Genomic DNA, 16,024 nt, shown 5'->3' with positions numbered 1-16,024 from the left:
GATCCGTTGTCCATCGATCGCGACGGTTGCGCGACCGACCCGCAATTCGACCCGGGCAGCATTGACATTCAACCATTTCCGGACATCTTGGCGCCTGCAACAGGGGCGTCCGTCTTGCACGGGCTGAGAAGTACCCTTCGAACCTGAACCGGATCATGCCGGCGGAGGAAGTTGTGGGGATGCCACCCGTGTCGGGATTTGCGTTCGCCATGCCTCCTTCCGTCAAAGGAGGCCAGATGACACAGACCCCCGGAGATAGACTGAGCGCTTTGCGCGATGCCGCGCCGCTTGTGCACAACATCACCAACTTCGTCGCGATGAACGTGATGGCGAACGTGCTGTTGGCCATCGGCGCTTCGCCGGCAATGGTGCATGCCCGCGTCGAAGTCGCGGAGTTTGCGGAGCTGGCGCAGGCGTTGACCGTCAACATAGGTACCGCCGATCCCGAGTGGGGGGCCGCGATGGAAGACGCCGCGCGTGTCATGTCCGACCACGGGCGGCCGTGGGTTCTGGACCCGGTCGGCGTGGCGGCCACAGGCTTTCGACAGGATCTGTGCACCCGTCTCCTGGCCATGAAACCGACCGTGGTGCGTGGCAATGCATCCGAAATCCTGACGCTTGCCGGCCTTGGCGGGCGGGCAAAGGGCGTGGATGCGGGTGACAGTGTCGCGGACGCGGAGGGGGCCGCGCAGGATCTGGCGCGCCGAACCGGCGGTATCGTCGCGGTTTCGGGCCCGGTGGACTACGTCACCGACGGCGCACGGGGCGCGCGGGTTGAAAACGGTCATCCGCTGATGGCGCGGATCACGGTGATGGGGTGTTCGCTGAACGGCGTGATCGCCGCCTTCTGTGCGGGCGGGGATGCCTTCGACGCGACTTGCGCCGCGCTTGCGGCTTACGGTGTTGCGGGTGAGGCGGCGGGCCGGGTGGCATCGGGCCCCGGCAGCTTTCAGCCCGCGTTCCTCGATGCGCTTGCGGCGCTTTCCCCCGAGGATCTCAATGCCGCCGCCCGTATCCGGCAGGCCACATGATCGGGCCTGTCTATTTCATCACCGATCCGGGCGCGAAATTGTCCGTTGCAGAACAGGCGCGCGCCGCGGCGCGGGGCGGGGCCTGGGCCGTGCAGGTTCGCGACAAGACGGGGAGCGATGACGATATCCTTCGGCTGGTCGAGGGTCTGCTTCCGGAAATGGCGGCGCTGGGCGTTCGGCTGTTCGTCAATGACCGGGTCGACGTGGCCTGTGCAACGGGTGCTGATCTGCACATCGGGCAGGGCGATGGCGATCCGCGCATCGCGCGCAACCGCATCGGGCCGAATGCGATCCTGGGCCTTTCGGTCGAGACGGCGGCACAATGCGCCGCGATCCCGGATTGTGTCGACTATATCGGGGCGGGGCCGTTCCGCAGCACGGCCACCAAACCGGATGCTGCTGCCCCCACGGGGCCCGGGGGCCTTGCTCAGATCGTTTCCGCGTCGCCTGTGCCGACGATCGCCATCGGGGGGCTGTCGGCGGCCGACATTCCGGCCCTGCGAGGCGCTGGCGCAGTGGGCATGGCCGTCGTCTCGGCAATCTCGCGGGCCGAGGATCCGGTCTTGGCCACGCGCACTCTCGTCACGGGCTGGAGGTCCACATGATACCCAATGTTCTGTCGATCGCCGGGTCCGACCCTTCGGGCGGCGCGGGGATTCAGGCCGATCTCAAGGCGATATCGGCCAATGGCGGCTATGCGATGGCGGCGGTAACCGCGCTGACGGCGCAGAACACGCAAGGCGTTCGTGCCGTGTCCTTGACGGATCCGCAGATGCTTTCCGATCAGATCGCGGCGATCCGCGACGACATTCGGATCGATGCAATCAAGATCGGCATGCTCGGCAGCGCGCAGAATGTCGCGACCGTCGCGAGCGCATTGTCGGACATCGATGCGCCGATCGTTCTGGACCCGGTGATGGTGGCCAAGGGCGGCGACCGGTTGCTTGATCCGGACGCGGTCGCCGCTCTGCGCGACCTGCTTGCACCGATGGCAACGGTCCTTACGCCAAACCTGCCCGAGGCGGGGGACCTGCTGGGCCTGCCTGCGGGGACCGATCGGGACGCGATGGCCGAACAGGCGCAGGCGCTTTGCGCCCTCGGGTGCGCCGCCGTGCTGTTGAAAGGCGGTCACCTCGACGGGCCAGACAGCCCCGATTTCCTGCTCGGCGCGGACGAGGCGGTCTGGTTCGAAAGCCGGCGGCACAGCACGCGCAACACCCACGGGACCGGCTGCACCCTGTCGTCCGCGCTTGCGGCGCAGCTGGGGCAGGGGAAGGCCCTGCATCCGGCCGTCATCGCAGCCAAGGCCTATATCTCTGCCGCGATCCTGAGGGCGGATGATCTGTCGGTCGGGTCAGGTCACGGCCCTGTTCACCATTTTCATGCATTCCAGAGAGGATCTTCCCAGACATGACACATGCCATCGATACGCAAACCGTACTGATCACCGGGGCCGGTCGGGGCCTCGGCGCCGCGATCGCGCGGGCTTTCGCGCAACAGGGCGCGAAGGTCGCGATAAACTACCGCGCCAGTGCGGAGGCCGCGCAGGCGCTTGCGACGGAACTGGGGCCCAGGGCGATTGCCGTGCAGGCGGACATGACCGACAAATCGGCCGTGGACGCGATGGTCGAGGAGGTCACGCAAACGCTCGGCGCGCCTACGACGCTGATCCACAACGCCCTGGCAGACTACAGCTTCAACGGGGACGCCCGCGCGACGCTCGACACCCTGTCCTGGGCGGATCTCGCCCGACAGTCGGAGGTCGCCGTGGGCGGCGCCCTTAACGCGATTCAGGCCATGACGCCGCATTTCCGGACGGCGGGTGGGGGTCGTGTCGTGACGATCGGCTCGAACCTCGTGCAGAATCCGGTCGTCCCCTATCATGACTATACCGCTGCAAAGGCGGCATTGATGGCCTTCACCCGCACGGCCTCCAAGGACCTCGGCCCATTGGGCGTGACCGTGAACATGGTGGCAGGGGGGCTCTTGCGTACGACGGATGCCAGTGCGGCAACGCCCGAGGCGGTGTTCGACCTGATTGCGGGGCAGACCCCGCTCGGCCATGTCACCACGCCTGAGGAACTGGCCGATGCCGTTCTGTTCTTCGCATCCCCCTGGGCGCGCGCAGTGACGGGACAGACCCTGATCGTCGACGGCGGGCTCGTGTGCGGATAAGCCGACAGGACCCCCGGTCGGTCATCTGACACGGACCGCAGGGACAGCCGGCGCAAACCGCTGGCTGTCCCTGCAAGGTCCGGATCCTCGCCGGATCAGGTTGCAGTTCGAGCAGCCGCCTCGGGTTGTTGGCATCGCAGGGGACAGCAGGGCGCCGTGTGCCGGGGATCGCGATTTCCCCGCCAGCCGCGCCATGTCGTGCCCACGCAGAAGGTGGCTCGACCCGCGGACGCAAACCTCAATGTCTATCCTGAATGGTGGCGGTGCAGGGACTTGAACCCCGGACACGCGGATTATGATTCCGCTGCTCTAACCAACTGAGCTACACCGCCACTGGCGCGCGGAATACGCAGACTGAACGGGGGCGTCAAGACGTTCCGGCGCGCTTTTCATTTCTTCTCCTGCATGACACCTTCCGCGCCAAGAGGAGAGCCCATGTCAGACCATTCAACCGCCCCCTTGGCGCAACTACGTTCCCTGTTGGGGGACACGCATGTCCTGACCGGCGAGGCGACTGCCGGATTTCGCAAGGACTGGACAGGAAAGTGGACTGCGGATCCGCTTGCCGTTGTCCGGCCTGCCGATACGGCCGAGGTTCAGGGCTGCGTGCGAATCGCGGCGACCCATGGCCTTTCGGTCGTTCCGGTCGGGGGCAATACGGGCCTGGTCGGGGGCACGGCCAACAGCGGCGCGCTCATGATCTCGCTGGAGCGGATGAATACCGTGCGCGAGGTGCGGCCCGAGGCGGGGCTGGTCGTGGTCGAGGCGGGGGCGATCCTGTCCGACATCCATGATGCGGTGGCGCCCCATGACATGATGTTCCCGTTGACCTTCGGCGCGCGGGGGTCGGCCCGCGTCGGCGGGTTCCTTTCGACCAATGCGGGCGGTTCCAACGTCGTGCGCTACGGCTCCACCCGCGGGCTGTGCCTCGGGGTGGAGGTGGTGCTGGCCGACGGTCGGGTTCTCGACCTGATGAGCGAGCTGCGCAAGGACAACTCCGGCTACGACCTGCGCGACCTGTTCATCGGGGGCGAGGGGACGCTGGGCATCATAACGGCCGCTGTCCTGCGCCTTGTCCCCGCGCCGCGCCACCACGCAACCGCGATTGCCGCCGTGGCCGACCTGCCTGCGGCGCTGCGTCTGCTGCGCGCGCTGCAGCTGGCGACCGATGGCGCGGTCGAGGCCTTCGAATACATGCCGCGCAGCTTCATGACCGCCCTCGCGACGCACCGTCCGGACCTGCGTCAGCCCTTTGGGATCCATGACCACGCGGTGATGATCGACCTTGGCGGCCTGTCCCGTCCCCTGACCGACACGATGGAGGAGGTGCTCGCCGAAGCGCTGGAGGCGGGCGACGTCCTTGACGCGATGGTGGCGCAGAACGACAGCCAGCGCGCCCATATCTGGGAGATGCGCGAAGCGGCGGCAGAGGTGACCTTTACCCGCCTGCCCATCGTCGACAACGACGTCGCCCTGCCGTTGGATGGTGTGGCGCAATTCATCGACCGGATGCATGCGCGTCTTGCCGAAATGGATGCCGGGGCCGATACCCTGATCGTGGCGCATCTGGGGGACGGCAACGTGCACCTGACGGTCTACCCAACGAACGACGACGTCATAGAGCCGATCCGCGAAATGGTGGAGGATGTGACGGTGTCCCTCGGTGGATCCATAAGCGCGGAACATGGCATTGGCCTGTCGAAACTGGGCACGATGGCGCGACGCAAGGATGCGGTCGCCCTCGATGTAATGCGGGCGATCAAGATGGCGCTGGACCCCGACAACCGCATGAATCCCGGCAAGGTCATCCCCTAGCGGAACACCCGCGCGCGGTCCTAGGACCCGCGCCCCGCAAGTTGCGTCAGCAGAAGCCCAAGCGCCATCGTGCCGAGACCGGCAAGGCGCAGGGGGGACAGCGGGACGATCCGCGCACCGAACAGGCCGAACTGATCGATTGCGGCGGCCGAGATCATCTGACCCAGAAGCACGAACAACACGGCATTTCCGATCCCGAAGACCGGCGCGATCCACGTGATCGACAGGACGTAGAAAGCGATCAGGCAGCCGGCGAGGAACAGGTGCGGGGGCTGATCCGCAAGCCGGGCGAATCCCTGTGGCCCCGTGATGGTCGCTGCAACGCCGGCACAGATGAAGGCCACGGCAAACAGGACAGTCGCCGCCGCGGCAGGGGCCCCGATGCCTGCGCCCAACCGCGCGTTCAGGGCGGCAAGGATCGGAATCCCGATACCCGCCGCCAGCATGATCAGCGCGTGGTGCATTCCCGCGCCTCCACCGACGACATCCAGTCCTTCATCGCGGCGGTGGTCTCTGCCGGTTTCTCGAGGGTGGGAAGGTGCCCGGCGTCCGGGATGACGCAGAGGGACGCATCCGGGATCAGGTCGCGCATCACCTCGTGCCGGTGCAGCGGGCAAAGGCGATCCTCGGCCCCGCACAGAACCATCGTGGGCACGGTCACCTTGCGCAGGGCGTCGCGCTGGTCCGGTCGTGTCTGCAAGGCGCGCGACTGTCGCACGAAAACCTCGGCGCCCATCGTTTCGGCCATCGCCATGCAGGTGTCGAGGATCGCGCCGCGATGCGGGCCATCCGCAAGATAGGTGGGTTTCATCTCGTCGCGCATCACGCGTCGCAGGTCGCCGTCCTGCACGGCGGCGATATGCGGCTCCCGCAGGGCCGCGACGGCGGGGGATTCCGGGCTTGCGTTCGTGTCCATCAGACACAGTCCCGCAATGCGGTCGGGTGCGCGGGCGATCACCTCCATCGCGACGATGCCGCCCATGCTCAACCCGGCGAGGGCAAAGCGCGCGGGCGCCACGCGCAGCACTTCGTCGGCGAGGGCGGTCACGGTGTCATGCCTGTCGATGGGGGCAACCATCACGGCGCGACTGCCGAAAGCGGCGATCTGTGGCGCGAAAAGCCGGGCATCGCACATCATGCCGGGCAACAGGACCAGAGGCGTCATGGCGTAATCCGTGCGGCGGGGCGGGGGGCTTGGAAACTGTCTGTCATCGCGCAAACGAAACACCGCATCCGTCCCGGGCACAAGCGTTCAGGCCCTGCGCGCCGTTGCGATCAGCTGCCCAGATGGCGGGTGCCCCGCGCGCGCGCCAGTTCGATCTGCTTGACCCGTTCACGAAACCGGGCGCGGTCCTCGGGGGCATAGGTGTCGACGCACAAGGGGCATTGCACCCCGGCCTCGTATTCGGGCGCGGTCACTTGCGCCTCGGTCAAGGGACGGCGGCAGGCATGGCAGAGAACGTGCTCTCCCACGGTCAGGCCGTGTCCGACGCTGACGCGATCATCGAAGACGAAGCAGTCGCCGCGCCACAGGCTTTCCTCCTGCGGGATGTCTTCCAGGTATTTCAGGATGCCGCCTTGCAGGTGGACGACATCGTCCACCCCCTGACCACGCAGATAGGCCGTCGACTTCTCGCAGCGGATACCACCGGTGCAGAACATGGCGATGCGCTTGCCCTGCAGCTTGCCGCGATTGGCCTCCCACCAGGCCGGAAACTCTCCGAACGCCTCGGTCCCCGGGTCGACTGCGCCCTCGAAGCTGCCGATCGCCACCTCATAGGCATTTCGCGTATCGATCACGACCGTGTCGGGATCACGCACGACGTCGTTCCAGTCCCGTGGAGGAACATAGCGTCCGACCCCGGCAAGCGGATCGACGTCCGGTTGCCCCATGGTCACGATCTCCCGTTTCAGGCGAACCTTCAGCTTGCCGAAAGGCATCGCCTCGGCGCTGCTGTATTTTGCCTCCATCTCCGCGCAGCCGGGCAGGGCACGCAGACGCGTCAATACGGCGTCGATCCCGTCGGCGGGGCCGGCGATCGTGCCGTTCACGCCCTCGGGTGCCAACAGGATGCTGCCGCGCACCTGCGAGTGTTCCGCCACGGACAGCAGGGCAGGGCGCAGGGACGCGGGGTCATCGAAGGGGGCAAAGCAGTAGAATGCGGCAATCGTGATCATGCCTGCCGCCATAAAGCGCACCGACCCGCCCCTGCAACTCCCCTGTCTTCCTCTGACCACAAATACCTCGGGGAGCGCGAGGGGTTGACCCCCCGCTCCGACGGTGGCCCCATCGGACGCCTGTTCCATGACAATCCAAGGTCTGCTCCATGCCCCATCCCGCCTCACATGCCCTGATCGTGATCGACGTGCAGAACGGCTTCTGCCCGGGCGGCGCGCTTGCCGTACCCGGCGGCGCGGAAATCGTGCCGGGCATCAATGCGGCGATGGAAGATTTCGCTCACGTCATCCTGACGCAGGATTGGCACCCCGCCGGGCATTCGTCGTTTGCCTCGTCCCACCCCGGACGAACCCCCTACGAGGTGATCGATCTGGCCTACGGCGCGCAGGTTCTCTGGCCGGATCATTGTATCCAGGGGACCGAAGACGCGGCTTTTCACCCCGACCTTGCCACCGACCGGGCGCGGGCCGTGATCCGCAAGGGCATGACGCCCAGCGTCGATAGCTATTCGGCCTTCTTCGAGAACGACCGGACGACGCCGACCGGTCTGGATGGGCTTCTGCGCACCCTCGAAATTACCGATCTGACGCTCGTCGGGCTCGCCACCGATTTCTGCGTCAATTTCTCCGCGCTCGACGCCGCGCGCCTCGGCTATCGCGTCCGGGTGGAGGAAGAGCTGACACGAGCCATCGATCTCGATGGCTCGCTTGCGGGCGCCCGAATGCAGATGCAGGCGGCTGGCGTCGATATCGTCTGAACACGGCGCATTGACGTCGCGAACAGGCCCACAAGTCGCAGGAACAAGCAGATTCACCCTTCCAATACGGCGCGAGACAACCACAGTTAGCGGTAGCAGCCACCGGAGGGCCAATCATGGCAGACCTGCAACCACCACTTACGGAACTCCCGATACGCACGCGCGACGGGGGTTTCTACAACGGGTTCGCGACGCGTGTCGCCGTGCCCGCAAAGATCATCATTTCCATCCTCTGCGTTTGGGCCATCTTCTGGCCTGTGCAGTCGGGCGCCGTCCTGAACGGGTTCAACGCCTTCATCCTTGGCAACTTCGCGGCATGGTATGTCTACGTCGTGGCCCTGTTCATCCTCGTCTGCCTCGGCCTTGCGATCTGGCCGACGGCCGGGCGCATGAACCTCGGGCTCGAGGGGGAAGAGCCAGAGTTCGACAACTTCTCATGGTTCTCGATGATGTTCGGTGCCGGCATCGGCGTCGGAATGCTGACGTGGGCCGTTGCCGAACCCGTCTCGCATTTCCAGAACAACCCCGAGGTCATTCAGGGCCTGACCACCGCCGGGGCCGAAGATAACATCCTGACCGCCTACAAGTGGTCTTACCTGCACTGGGGCCTGTCGGCCTGGTCGACATACGCAATCTGCGGCCTGTCGCTGGCCTATTTCACTTATCGCCGGGGCCTGCCGCTGACGATCCGCTCGGCCCTGACGCCCCTGTTCGGAGAGCGCCTTTCCGGCGTGCTGGGGCATGTCATCGACGTGGTCGCCGTCGTTGCGACGATTCTCGGCGTGGCGCAGACGCTCGGCTTCGGAGTGGAGCAATTCGCCGCCGGCCTCGGACGCATCGGGATCGGGGGGCTGACGGATGCCGAAGGCGCCGTGACGACCCTCGGGATCATCGTGGCCTTGGTGTTCATCATGGGGGCATCGACGATCTCTGCCCTATCCGGCGTCGGCAAGGGCATCAAGTGGCTATCGAACATCAACATGACGCTGTCGATCGTCCTGCTGGGGTTCTTCATCCTGTTCGGTGCGACGTTCTTTGGCCTGAACGCCTTCTTCCTCGGGATATGGGAATACCTGATCGCCTTGCCGGGGATGAGTTTCAACGTCTGGCGCTCTGACGGGGTCGAGGGATCCGAAGCGTTCCTGCTGGCACAATGGCAGGGGTGGTGGCCCGTCTTCTACTGGGCGTGGTGGATCGCCTTCGCGCCCTTCGTCGGCCTGTTCCTCGCGCGAATCTCGCGCGGGCGGACGATCCGCGAATTCGTGCTGGGCGCAATGATCGTGCCTGCTCTGATGTGTTTTGTCTGGTTCGCATGGGCCGGAGGCACGGCCATCGACCTGGAGCTTAACGGCAACGCCAATGGCGTGATCTTCGATGCCGGCAATGGCGACAAGATCTTCGCGATGACGGCGCATATGCTCCAACCCATCAGCGAGGTTCTGTCTTGGTTGATGGCGCTGATGATCGTCGTTCTGTTGATGACGTTCCTTGTTACCTCCGCCGACTCGGCCGTTCTGATCGTGAACACGATCAACGCTGCGGGCGACGAAGGTCCCAAGGCGCGGCCGCATATCATCTTCTGGGGCGTTGCACTCGGTACCGTGGTTGCGGGCCTGCTGATTTCCGGGGGCACATCCGCCATTCAGACGGCGATGGTGATCGGCGCCTTGCCGTTCTCGATCGTGATGGTGCTGATGTGCATCTCTCTCGTGAAGGCCATCTACAACGATGGTCGCCGCGAAAAGCACGGGGTCCCGACCACCTTCGACGAGATTCCGGGCGCCACGCCACCGTCCCTGCCACCGGCACCGGGGATGGAACCGGCCGAGTGATCGGGCGACAGACAATGCAAGGGGGGCGTCATCTTCGGCGCCCCTTTCTCGTTCCAGCAGCGGCCAGATCGCGTCCACTCCGGCCCTGTTGCGCCTCTGACGCGGCTTTGATCTAACCGGACGGCGCGGGCAGGGCGTCCGCGTTCTTTTCGCGCCCCGAGGTATCAGATGGTCAGATCCCCCCGCGCGGCCCGCCGCGCCGCACAGGCCAAGGGCGTGCCCGCCGATCGCGATGGCCTGCGTGCGGCGCTTGCCATGGCCCGGTTGCCGGGCCATCCGGCCGCCGTGACCGCGCAGGCGCGTGATTTGCTGCTGGCCTGGTTTGATGCCAACCGCGATCCCCATGACGCCATCTTGCGGCAACTTTCCGATGGATCCGCCGCAACCCGTATCGGCCACGCCCTGCTGGCGCGGTCGCCTGAACCCGAAGGGCTCGCCTGCGCCAAGGGCTGTGCCTTCTGCTGTATCCTGCCGGGCGATGACGGAGGCACGATGACGGGGGTCGAGGCACGCAGGCTGCATGCGGCTTTGCCCCCCGCCGACGGCACCGCGCCTTGGCACCCCGAGGCATGTCCCGCCCTCGACCCGGACACGCGCCTGTGCCGTGCCTATGATGCGCGGCCCATGATCTGCCGCACCTACGTCAGCCGGGATGTCTCTGCCTGCGAGGCCATTGCGCAGGGCGAGGCGCGACCGGGCACCGGCACGCTTGCGCCGCAACTGGCCTACGTGACGGTGCACGCCCTGATCCGGGCGGCGCTGGGCAAGGGTGCGCCGACCTTCGCGCTCAAACGCATTGCGCAGGCTGCGGCTAACGGCATCGACATCGACGCGGCCCTTGCAACGGCCCGACACGCGCCCCGCAACCTTGAGGACGAGCGCAAGCGCCTCGCCCGCGGGATCCGCCGCTAGACACCCCGTGCGCCCCGTGGCTTAACCGTCACCGGAGGACCGCCCATGCAGGACATCGCCACACGCGTCTGGAACCACAAGTGGAAGATCGATCCGATCGTCCGCTCGCTGATCGACACGGATTTCTACAAGTTGCTGATGTGCCAGTCGGTGTTCCGCAACCGGCCCGACACGCAGGTGACCTTCAGCCTGATCAACCGCTCCAAGCACATCCCGCTTGCCGACCTGATCGACGAGGGGGAGCTGCGCGAACAACTCGACCACGTGCGCACCCTGTCGCTGACGCGCGGTGAGAGTACGTGGCTGCGCGGCAATACCTTCTACGGTCAGCGACAGATGTTCCGCCCCGACTTCATGGAGTGGTTCGAGAACCTGCGCCTGCCGCCCTACGACCTGCAACGCAAGGGCGACCAGTACGAGCTGACCTTCGAGGGGGCATGGCCCGAGGTCATGCTGTGGGAGATTCCGGCCCTCGCCATCATCATGGAACTCCGTTCCCGCGCCGTGCTGGCCGACATGGGCCGGTTCGAGCTTCAGGTCCTCTATGCCCGCGCCATGACCCGCGTCTGGGAAAAGGTCGAACGTCTGCGCGGGCTCGACGGGCTGCGGCTGGCGGATTTCGGCACCCGGCGGCGGCATTCCTTCCTGTGGCAGGATTGGTGCGTGCAGGCCCTGCACGAAGGCTTGGGCGACAACTTCGGCGGCACCTCCAACTGCCTGATCGCCAAGAACCGCGATCTTGAGGCGATCGGCACCAACGCCCACGAACTCCCCATGGTCTACTCCGCGCTCGCGGGCGACGACGCGGCGCTGGCCCGCGCGCCCTACGACGTGCTGGCCGACTGGCACGAGGAGCATTCGGGCAACCTGCGCATCATCCTGCCCGACACCTACGGGACCGAGGGCTTCCTCGCGAACGCCCCCGACTGGCTGGCCGGCTGGACGGGCATCCGCATCGATTCCGGCGACCCTGCGACGGGGGCGGAGACGGCGATCCGCTGGTGGCAGGAGCGGGGGGAGGACCCCTCGGAGAAACTGGTGATCTTCTCCGACGGTCTCGACGTCGACGTGATCGAGCGCCTGCACCGCCAGTTCGCAGGCCGCGTCCGCGTGTCCTTCGGCTGGGGCACGCTTTTGACCAACGATTTCCGAGGCCTCGTCGCCGACGACGCCCTCGCCCCGTTCTCGCTGGTCTGCAAGGCTGTCTCGGCGGACGGGCGCCCGACGGTCAAACTGTCGGACAACCCACGGAAGGCGATGGGGCCAGAGGATGAGGTTGCGAGGTATAAGCGGGTGTTCGGGGTAGGCGAGCAGGTTGGGATGGAGGTTGTTGTTTAAATGAAGAGCGGAAACATGACGACACTTAGAAATCTCGACAACTTCGGTGATATTGCTGCCGAAGATGAACCGGTAATTGAATACTTTCTGACCACGCCAGCTGTTGAACAAATTCTTTCAGGAAAGACGTTGCTAGTTCTTGGAAGGAAAGGAAGCGGTAAAACAGCGCTTGTGAAACACTTTACGCAGGTATTGTCGGAAGATCATGGCAGTCCTCTAAGTCTACGAAATTACCCGTGGCTGGCACATGGTGAGCTCATAGACAAAGGCGCTTCGCCTTCCGAAGCATATGTTGCTTCTTGGCGACTTTTGATCGCCATCAGGATGGCGAGTCATGTAGTCAGAAAAGGAAATGGCAAGCACTATACAGATGGAATCGCTGCGCTCACGAAATTCTTGCAAAAGAATTTTGATAGCATTGATCCCGATACCCGCTCGATAGTGCAACAGGAGAAAATCCGAGTTGAAGGCCTGTCGCTAGGCCCGCAGATATCCGGTGTGGCTTTGGGGTTTATTAACTTGAGAAGAGGGAAAGAGAACACAGTTCTCGGCGCTGAACTCAATGCCCTGACAAACTCTATTTTAAACGACGTTTCAAACGCGATTTCTGAGTTGAGGATTGAAAGGCTGTATCTGCATTTCGATGAGCTTGATCAAGGTCTAGACAAAGTGACCGACGAGCGTGCAAATATGCTTATTGGATTAATACTGGCTGCACGAGAGATAAGTCGCTCAACCGAACTTCGGGCTAATATATGCCCAATCGTTTATCTAAGAACTGACATTTGGGAGCAAATAGGCTTCTCCGATAAAAACAAAATAACGCGTGGGGCTGCTATATCGTTGACTTGGGGTGCAGACGCTCTTCGAGACCTCATTGATGTACGATTGCAAAAGAAACTAGGTCCGAATGTCTCGTGGGAGAACATCGCTGACGCTGCAAAGATGCGAGGAAGCCAAGCCAAGCTTGATCATATCTTCGCGAGAACTTTTATGCGACCACGAGACGTTATTCAGTTTTTAAACGAGGCTCTCCACCTTGCGAAGGGGCGACCTGATGAACCTCTTGTTCTCACCAACGAAGATATCAACGGATGCCGTGCTTCGTATTCCGATTACCTAAAGGAGGAACTGGATGATGAGATCGCTCCGCACTGGGATAGCTGGGATGATGCCCTCGCAGTTTGTTCAAAAACAGAAACACTTACATTTGATCGTGTAAGCTTTGTGTCAAATTATGGAAAGATGAAATCCTCAAAGAACAAGATGTCGGCTGAAGAGGCGCTCGAGAATTTATATAGGTTTTCTGTAATTGGTTATCAAACGAGGATGGGGACAGGTGGTTCAGGGTGGGCATTTCGATATCTTAACCCGAACGCGAAATGGGATCCAAGCGTAAGTAAATTGAAGGTTCACATTGGACTGAAAGAATTTGCCAGATTGAAAGAAGAGCGGGCCGACTCCAAGCAACAGCCCTGATTTAAAAGATTAAAAATAGAGTGGGCACCGAAAGGCCCACCTTACAGATCCACCCCACCCCGGAGCGCCTTGACCTCCCCCCGCTTCTTCTTCGCCTCCACCCGCTTTTTCTTCTGGTTGGCGGACACCCGCGTCTTCACGCGTGGCTTCGGCTTCACCGTGGCCGCGCGCACCAACTCCACCAGCCGCTCCCGCGCCACGGCCCGGTTGCGGGCCTGTGATCGTTCCTCGGACACTTGGATCACCACCACGCCCTCCTTCGTCCAGCGCCGCCCCGCCAGACGTCGCAGCCGCGCCTTGACCGGTCCGGGCAGCGACGGCGACCGCTCAGCCTCGAAGCGCAGCTCCACCGCGCTCGACACCTTGTTGACGTTCTGACCGCCGGGCCCGCCCGCGCGCACGAACTGCTCGGTCAGTTCCCAGTCCTGCAGGGTGATCGTGGGGGTGATTTCGAGGGACATGGGCACCAAACGCGAAAAAGCGCACAAATGTTTCCGGGGTGCGACGCACCGATGGGCGACGACGTGGGCGGAGGTGCCCCAATTAAGAAGGCCGCGCCCGGCAACGGGAACGGCCTTCCGAAAGGTCAGGAGGTGGCGACGGTTAGACGCATCCACCTCGGAGATACACGCCCAAGGGCTGCCTCAGACGCGGACCACCGAAGTTGTCCCGCACGCATTCTCCAGGTTCTTTCTAGACACTGGGTCACCTCCTTTCAGTTGTTGCCGATAAGGTGAAGGTGCCACGTATTTTGTGTGGGTCAAGCCCCTTTACGCAACGTGTGGTGCAAACTTCATCGTGATGACACGGAAGGGCACCAGCGCCAGCAGCGCCACGCCCAGTTTGACCGCCCAATCCGCCAGCGCGAGACCCACCCAGAGCGGCCCCACGGCCGTCGCCTCCTGCGCCCAGGACACGTCGCCCCAAGCTGCTGGAAACGCAAGGAAACCTGCGAATGCGATGGTGAAGAACAGCGCCGTATCAACCACCGACCCGATGATGGACGAGGTTAGCGGTGCCGCGTACCAGACGCGGTTGCGCAGCGCGGAAAAGACCGACAGGTCAATCAGTTGCGCGACAAGGAACGCGGTGCCCGAGGCCAGTGCGATGCGCAGCGTGACCAGGGGTCCGAATTCGCCCATGATCTGCGTGCCGATCAGCGAACAGATCAGGCCGACGCCAAACCCCGCAAGAACCACCTTGCGCGCTTTTTCAGCACCGAAGAGACGGTTGGTGACATCGGTGACAAGGAAGGCCAGCGGATAGCTGAACGCCCCCCATGTCAGCCAGCCGTCGGCGATGAGAAATTGAACGCCGATGTTGGAGGCGACGACAATGGCCCCCATGGCGAGGATGGCAATAAGCATGAGTGTGTACCCGTTTTTGACATGGTGGTCGGAGACATGGCCCCGGAACCGGGGCAGGCGCGCCGTCTAGTCCTGCGTGGCGCCGGGTGCAAGCCCGTCGGTGGTGAAGGCCTCGGGGATGGCATCCTGTCCTTCGAGGATCAGGTCGGCCATGACCTCGGCGACTTTCGGGGCCATTCCGAAGCCGATCTTGAAACCACCATTCGCGATGAAATGACCGGATCGCCCCGGCCAGTGGCCAAGCAGGGGTGCGCGGGACCGCGCGCGCGGGCGCACCCCGGCCCAGCGCGCAAGGACCGGGACGTCGGCCAGCACCGGCATGGCAGCGACCGCGCGGGCCAGAACATCGTCAAGTTGCTGGTCTGTCCCGTCAGGCGTCGTGAAGTCCCGTTCCGAGGTCGAACCGATGGCCGTCGTGCCATCCGCATGCGGAACGATGTGAAGGCCGTCGATGTAGAGTTGCGGCATCCGTCGCCTGTCGAAATCGAGAAGGGCCGCCTGTCCCTTGACGCCGTTGCCTGCCGCACGGCCCTGCGCGTCCTGCATCCCGGCCAGCCCCTGCCATCCGGTCGCATGAAGAACCGTTCCGCTTGCCTTTCCATCGACGCCGATTTCCGCACCGGCGCTGCGCAGGGCCTCGGCCAGGGCGGCGCAGGCCTGCGCGGGGTGTATCCGGGCGGACAGGGTGTCGTGGATGACCTTGCCGGTGGCGCTCGGCGGGGCCCATTCAGGCGCGTCCGTCACCGTCCAGTGAATGTCGCTCGGCCAGAATTGCCGGGCAGAGGCCGCACGGGTCTCGGCCCGGATCAACGCGTCTTCGTCGGCAATCGGTTGCAGCCGCCCGGTCCGGCCATAACCCGAAGGCTTGCCGCCCGCCGCTTCGACGGCACCCCACCACGTGTCAGCCATAAGAAGGCTGTCGAGCTGAAACGCCTTCTTGTCGTTCCATTGTTCAGGCACATGGGGGGCGAGGGCGCCGACCACGCCGCCCGAGGCGCCGGCCCCCACACCATGCGGATCGATGATGCGCACGCGGGCGCCGCGCCGCGCCATGGCCCAGCCACAGGAAAGACCGAAAATCCCGGCACCCAGAACGGTTACATCGATTGCCAAGGTCTGCGCCCTCCACCATAGCTGCG

The 16,024-nt window shown here is 64.2% G+C and carries 16 protein-coding genes, 1 tRNA gene and 1 riboswitch; of the genes, 10 read left to right on the top strand and 7 right to left on the bottom strand.

Features of this window, described 5'->3' with window-relative positions:
- The first annotated feature begins 91 nt into the window (after positions 1-91).
- Positions 92-187: riboswitch (TPP riboswitch) on the top strand.
- A 49-nt stretch (positions 188-236) separates the two neighbouring features.
- The 4 genes from thiM to V6N07_RS06615 are packed head-to-tail and all read left to right on the top strand — an operon-like array spanning position 237 to position 3,206.
- The gene (thiM, locus tag V6N07_RS06630; protein ID WP_371154970.1) at positions 237-1,031 is read left to right on the top strand and encodes a hydroxyethylthiazole kinase; all 795 of its coding nucleotides are present in this window, start codon (positions 237-239) and stop codon (positions 1,029-1,031) included.
- On the top strand, positions 1,028-1,636 hold the full coding sequence (gene thiE / locus V6N07_RS06625) for a thiamine phosphate synthase (protein WP_371154968.1): 609 nt from the start codon (positions 1,028-1,030) through the stop codon (positions 1,634-1,636). Before thiM ends, thiE begins: the two co-directional genes overlap by 4 nt.
- Positions 1,633-2,445: a bifunctional hydroxymethylpyrimidine kinase/phosphomethylpyrimidine kinase gene (gene thiD / locus V6N07_RS06620; RefSeq protein ID WP_371154966.1), complete on the top strand. Its 813-nt coding sequence runs from the start codon at positions 1,633-1,635 to the stop codon at positions 2,443-2,445. The genes thiE and thiD overlap by 4 nt, the downstream gene beginning before the upstream one ends.
- On the top strand, positions 2,442-3,206 hold the full coding sequence (locus tag V6N07_RS06615; RefSeq protein WP_371154964.1) for a 3-oxoacyl-ACP reductase: 765 nt from the start codon (positions 2,442-2,444) through the stop codon (positions 3,204-3,206). Before thiD ends, V6N07_RS06615 begins: the two co-directional genes overlap by 4 nt.
- Positions 3,207-3,461: 255 nt before the next feature.
- On the opposite strand, the gene V6N07_RS06610 is transcribed toward V6N07_RS06615, so the two are convergent.
- Positions 3,462-3,538: transfer RNA gene (locus V6N07_RS06610), tRNA-Met, on the bottom strand.
- A 103-nt stretch (positions 3,539-3,641) separates the two neighbouring features.
- Between V6N07_RS06610 and V6N07_RS06605 the strand changes: the two genes are divergently transcribed.
- Positions 3,642-5,021, top strand: a complete 1,380-nt coding sequence (locus V6N07_RS06605; protein ID WP_371154963.1) for an FAD-binding oxidoreductase — start codon at positions 3,642-3,644, stop codon at positions 5,019-5,021.
- Between the two features lie 20 nt (positions 5,022-5,041).
- Here the strand turns inward: V6N07_RS06605 and V6N07_RS06600 are convergent, their stop codons facing one another.
- From V6N07_RS06600 to V6N07_RS06590, 3 genes are all read right to left on the bottom strand, one after another.
- Positions 5,042-5,485 carry a DMT family transporter gene (locus tag V6N07_RS06600; RefSeq protein WP_371154962.1) on the bottom strand — a complete coding sequence of 148 codons (444 nt, stop codon included), beginning with the start codon at positions 5,483-5,485 and terminating at the stop codon, positions 5,042-5,044.
- A complete protein-coding gene (locus V6N07_RS06595) occupies positions 5,470-6,186 on the bottom strand; it encodes an alpha/beta fold hydrolase (protein WP_371154961.1) in 717 nt (238 codons plus the stop codon). Before V6N07_RS06595 ends, V6N07_RS06600 begins: the two co-directional genes overlap by 16 nt.
- Positions 6,187-6,296: 110 nt before the next feature.
- Positions 6,297-7,199 (bottom strand): rhodanese-related sulfurtransferase, encoded by a 903-nt coding sequence (locus V6N07_RS06590; protein ID WP_371154960.1) that lies wholly within the window; start codon positions 7,197-7,199, stop codon positions 6,297-6,299.
- 149 nt (positions 7,200-7,348) lie between these two features.
- Between V6N07_RS06590 and pncA the strand changes: the two genes are divergently transcribed.
- From pncA to V6N07_RS06565, 5 genes are all read left to right on the top strand, one after another.
- Positions 7,349-7,957: a bifunctional nicotinamidase/pyrazinamidase gene (gene pncA / locus V6N07_RS06585; protein ID WP_371154959.1), complete on the top strand. Its 609-nt coding sequence runs from the start codon at positions 7,349-7,351 to the stop codon at positions 7,955-7,957.
- 116 nt (positions 7,958-8,073) lie between these two features.
- A complete protein-coding gene (locus V6N07_RS06580; protein WP_371154958.1) occupies positions 8,074-9,789 on the top strand; it encodes a BCCT family transporter in 1,716 nt (571 codons plus the stop codon).
- 168 nt (positions 9,790-9,957) lie between these two features.
- On the top strand, positions 9,958-10,701 hold the full coding sequence (locus V6N07_RS06575) for a YkgJ family cysteine cluster protein (RefSeq protein ID WP_371154956.1): 744 nt from the start codon (positions 9,958-9,960) through the stop codon (positions 10,699-10,701).
- 45 nt (positions 10,702-10,746) lie between these two features.
- The gene (gene pncB / locus V6N07_RS06570; RefSeq protein ID WP_371154954.1) at positions 10,747-12,039 is read left to right on the top strand and encodes a nicotinate phosphoribosyltransferase; all 1,293 of its coding nucleotides are present in this window, start codon (positions 10,747-10,749) and stop codon (positions 12,037-12,039) included.
- Positions 12,040-12,054: 15 nt separating this feature from the next.
- Positions 12,055-13,518 carry a P-loop ATPase, Sll1717 family gene (locus V6N07_RS06565; RefSeq protein ID WP_371154952.1) on the top strand — a complete coding sequence of 488 codons (1,464 nt, stop codon included), beginning with the start codon at positions 12,055-12,057 and terminating at the stop codon, positions 13,516-13,518.
- A gap of 41 nt (positions 13,519-13,559) precedes the next feature.
- Here V6N07_RS06565 and arfB read toward each other — a convergent pair whose 3' ends face one another.
- The 3 genes from arfB to V6N07_RS06550 all read right to left on the bottom strand — a co-directional run bounded on the left by arfB (position 13,560) and on the right by V6N07_RS06550 (position 15,998).
- On the bottom strand, positions 13,560-13,979 hold the full coding sequence (gene arfB, locus V6N07_RS06560) for an alternative ribosome rescue aminoacyl-tRNA hydrolase ArfB (protein WP_371154950.1): 420 nt from the start codon (positions 13,977-13,979) through the stop codon (positions 13,560-13,562).
- Between the two features lie 309 nt (positions 13,980-14,288).
- Positions 14,289-14,885 carry a queuosine precursor transporter gene (locus tag V6N07_RS06555; RefSeq protein WP_371154948.1) on the bottom strand — a complete coding sequence of 199 codons (597 nt, stop codon included), beginning with the start codon at positions 14,883-14,885 and terminating at the stop codon, positions 14,289-14,291.
- A 66-nt stretch (positions 14,886-14,951) separates the two neighbouring features.
- Positions 14,952-15,998, bottom strand: a complete 1,047-nt coding sequence (locus V6N07_RS06550; RefSeq protein WP_371154946.1) for an NAD(P)/FAD-dependent oxidoreductase — start codon at positions 15,996-15,998, stop codon at positions 14,952-14,954.
- Positions 15,999-16,024 lie beyond the last annotated feature (26 nt).

Origin of the sequence: Jannaschia sp. 2305UL9-9 (assembly GCF_041403465.1) — a bacterium.
Taxonomy (GTDB): domain Bacteria; phylum Pseudomonadota; class Alphaproteobacteria; order Rhodobacterales; family Rhodobacteraceae; genus Jannaschia.
This window is presented reverse-complemented; position numbering and strand designations above follow the sequence as displayed.